This is a genomic window from Frankia sp. CgMI4, from assembly GCF_001756285.1.
Lineage (GTDB): Bacteria > Actinomycetota > Actinomycetes > Frankiales > Frankiaceae > Frankia > Frankia casuarinae.
The window spans coordinates 1-3608 of the sequence record NZ_MAQZ01000011.1 but is presented as its reverse complement, the minus strand read 5'-3'; the positions used below and the strand labels follow the sequence as shown (position 1 = coordinate 3608).

Annotated in this window: 4 protein-coding genes; 3 read left to right on the top strand and 1 reads right to left on the bottom strand. The window is 70.0% G+C overall.

Going from position 1 to position 3608, the window contains the following annotated elements; genetic code table 11:
• Positions 1–582: 582 nt before the first annotated feature.
• From Manayef4_RS25585 to Manayef4_RS02115, 3 genes are all read left to right on the top strand, one after another.
• Positions 583–807 carry a hypothetical protein gene (locus tag Manayef4_RS25585; RefSeq protein ID WP_254665417.1) on the top strand — a complete coding sequence of 75 codons (225 nt, stop codon included), beginning with the start codon at positions 583–585 and terminating at the stop codon, positions 805–807.
• Positions 804–1403 carry an ATP-binding protein gene (locus Manayef4_RS02120; RefSeq protein WP_011436938.1) on the top strand — a complete coding sequence of 200 codons (600 nt, stop codon included), beginning with the start codon at positions 804–806 and terminating at the stop codon, positions 1401–1403. Before Manayef4_RS25585 ends, Manayef4_RS02120 begins: the two co-directional genes overlap by 4 nt.
• An 86-nt stretch (positions 1404–1489) precedes the next feature.
• Positions 1490–2311 (top strand): alpha/beta fold hydrolase, encoded by an 822-nt coding sequence (locus tag Manayef4_RS02115; RefSeq protein ID WP_070130457.1) that lies wholly within the window; start codon positions 1490–1492, stop codon positions 2309–2311.
• On the opposite strand, the gene Manayef4_RS26440 is transcribed toward Manayef4_RS02115, so the two are convergent.
• On the bottom strand, positions 2308–3608 hold a 1301-nt coding region (locus Manayef4_RS26440), incomplete at its 5' end, for a helix-turn-helix transcriptional regulator (protein WP_070130456.1). The genes Manayef4_RS02115 and Manayef4_RS26440 overlap by 4 nt on opposite strands.

The window sequence follows — 3608 nt, the reverse complement described above, 5'->3', positions numbered from 1 at the left end:
CACCCCTCCGCCACGCACCGCGATACCACCGGCAGGCACCAGGGAATCATCCACCCGAAAGCAATCGGGAAAATTATCCAGCCGTTGCCAGACACTGATCTGGATCAAGAAAACTGCGAAACTCTAGCTGGAAGCGAAGCTACGCGGCTGGCTGGCCGGAGATTCAGCCGAGGCTCCCCTGGTGGCAGAAGTCCTATTGGAAGTTCTGAGCGAAGCGCGAACGCTCCTACACACCAATTACGTACTCAAAGTCGGCGCGGCAGATCAATCCTGAATTTAATTCGGCCCAGCGAGGTTAGGCGCCGATCTGGATTGGATATTGGACTATATGGATGGTCGCTATACCCGACATGCATGGCGCCCCCCATGATGTGCCGCTCACCGTTGCCGTAGGCGTCCCGGGCCGGGTTGAGGTCACTCCCCGGTCCGGGTCGTCACCACGGCCAGCGAGGGAGCGCGGATGMCCGGGACGGTGTACGGCTACATCAGGACGGAAGACGACGACGAAGCCGAGGTAGACCGCCTGCATGATCGGCTCGGTTCCCWCGCCGCCGCCGGGGCCAGGCCCTCGCCGATGTGTTCGTGGACCGGAACATGCCGCCGGGCCAGCTCATCCGCCCCGGCCTCACGCTGCTACTGGATGCGGTCCGGCGCGCGGACGGTGCCATCGTCATCGTTCCCGACCTCTATCACCTCTCCTCGCTCATTGCTGCACGGCGCGCAATCGAAGCAGAAATCAGTGAGGCCGGTGYGCGGCTGATTGCGACCGCGGCCGCCGGCGACGACGTCGGGGCTCAGCCGTCGTGACGGCCCCGGCGACCTCGACGAGCGCACGCCCACGCCTGGCGCGCTCGTCCACGGTCCGGCAGTTCGAGGCCACGGCCAAGACGGTGAGCGCGGCCCGCCAGCACACCACGGCGACGTTGGCTGCCTGGGGATTGGCCGCAGTTGCGGATACGGCGGAACTGCTGGCCTCGGAGCTCGTGACCAACGCGTGCCGGGCGTCGGCAGGCCGGAGCGGCGTGATCGCCATGCGCCTGACCCGCACGGACGCCGATTTGGTCATTGAGGTCTGGGATGCCAACCARACCGCGCCGGTGCGGCGAAAGCCTGGAGACGACGCCGAAGGTGGGCGCGGGCTTTTGCTGGTGGACGCCCTGAGCGCCCGKTGGGCGTACTACCGCCCCCGCTCCGGCGGCAAGGTGGTCTGGTGCAGCCTGCCTCTGGCGGCCCCGGCCCACGTCCTCCCCGAGGACGCCGAACCGCTACCCCACCGTCCGGCCTCATCCGGCCCCGCCCAGCCCGCCGAGGTCTTCACGGACCTGGTGGTGCTCCGGCGGGTGGCTGACGGCCTCCGCGCGCTGGACTGGGACCTCCCGCCGGGTGAAGACGCGCGGCCGTGACCGCACCCGGCCGCCGCCACCTCTGGTCTGGGTGCGCTCGGGGCCGGAGGATGGAGGGGACGGCAGCCGATCATCAAAGGAGTGCCATGCCCTCGCGCGACACCGCCGTTTCGCTCCGCACCTTCGACGGCCTGCACCTGGCCGGAACCCTCGTGACGCCGGAGGCGACGTACGAACGGGCCGCGGTTCTGGTCCACGGCGGCGGGGTAACCCGGGAAGAGGGCGGCTTCTTCACGCGCTTGGCCGCCGGGCTGGCGGAGGCGGGAGTGGCCTCGCTGCGCTTTGACCTCCGGGGCCACGGGGAGAGCGAAGGCCGCCAGGAGGAGACGACGCTGACGGCGCACCTCAACGACATCGCGGTGGCGCTGGCGCGGGTGCGGGAGGACACCGGGGCGCAGGTCATCCACCTGCTTGGCACCAGCTTCGGCGGCGGCTTGACCGCCTACTACGCAGCCAAGCGGCCGGAGGAGCTGGCCCGGCTGGTGCTCCTGAACCCTCAGCTGGATTACAAGAACCGGTACGTGGACCAGAAGCYGTACTGGCACGGCGACTTCTTGGACGACGAAGCCGCCGCCCGACTGACCAAGGACGGCTTCATCCACCACTCCCCGACGGTCCGGCACGGCCGGGCGATGCTCGCGGAGGTGTTCTGGATCAGGCCGATTCAGGTGGTTGCCGAAATCGCCGCGCCCACCCTGATCGTCCACGGCACCAAGGACACCTTCATTTCGGTGGACGCCTCCCGGGCGGCGGCACCCCGGTTCCAGGCGGAACACCAGCTCGTGGAGATCGAGGGCGCGCAACACGGCTTCGCCGTCCACGAGGACCCCACCTACGTCGACCCCCAAAGCCAGGAGTGGCAGGCCTTCGTCATCCGCACGGTGGCGGACTGGCTCACGGCGGGTTAGACCAGCAGGGCGGCGCGCAGCTGGCGGGGACCGGGCCGGGTCTGCCAGGGCGTCAATATCTGGGCGGCCCGCGTCAACTCCCGGGTGGTGCGGCTGGAGCCGGTGGCCGTCGCCAGCCGCAGGGCGGTCAGGCCTTCCTCGGCGGCGGCGTCAGGCTCGCCGCCTAACGCATGAGCGACAGCCCGGCGTGCCCGGTAGTAGCCCTCGTCCCGGCGGGACAGCGCGCCGGTTGCCAGGACTTCGCCGTAGAGGGCCGCGGCCCGGCCCGGCTTTCCCGCCTCGATGTAGYAGGTGGCCGACCGCAACAACCAGGTTCCTTCGTCGTAMCCGGCCCCCAGGGAATCCGGGTCGTCGTCGGCCGCCCCCAGCAGCGCGCGAGCTTCGTCAAGCTTCTGCTCCACGACGCCGATGGGGTCGCCGGTCATCGCCAGACCGCGTGCCTCCTGCTGCGTGACCTCTGCCTGAACCCGGGGCGGCAGGTTCCACGGCCCGTAGCGCGCCGCCTGGGCGAGGGTAAGCACCCGCGTCGCGTCACGGTCCTCATAGGCGGACTGGGACTTACGAAGCAGGATGTAGCCCTGCATTGGCAGGTCCCCGGCCTCCTGCGCCCACTCCATCGCCCGGTCGTACCAGTAGGCCGCCGACGTAGCGTCGTGCAAGTCGCGGTAGAGCCAGCCCGCGAACTCTGCCCCGTCTGCCCCGACGCTGAGGAGAGCGCGCCGCACCTGGGGGCGGACATCCCGGGCGCGGGACTGGATGGCATCGAGGACGCCCAACACCAGGGGCAGCGCCCGGAGCGGCCCCATCTGGCCGTCGTTGGCCTTGCACCGGGTGAACTGCTGGCCGAAGTAGCCCACCACCGTCTCATCCAGGTAGCGGCCCGCGTCCTGCATCGCGGCGGCCAAGTGCTGCATTTCCTCTAGGCTCGCCAGTGGGACGACGTGGGCCGACCCGGGCGCGGCCCGCTCCCCCCGGGGCATCGGCACCTGGGGCGCGCCCGCCTCGCCAGAGTCCGAAGCCAGCTCCGCGACCAGATCAGTGAGGCCGTGGGAGTGCGCGGCGGCGCGGTCAATGGGAAGCGCCACCTGTTGCCCGCCGACGATGACCGGCACGGTGAGCGCCGGCGCCTGGCTCCCTCCGGTGGCCCGGGTGCGCGGCTCCCCGGGACGGTCGAACCAGAGCAGTTCCCCCGGGATGCCGAGGATTTGGCTGTAGCGAATCAGCTTGGTCAGCTCTTCGGGGGCGCGGCCGTTCTCTATCCGGCTGAGCTGCGCCTGTGTCAGGCCCAGCCACCCGC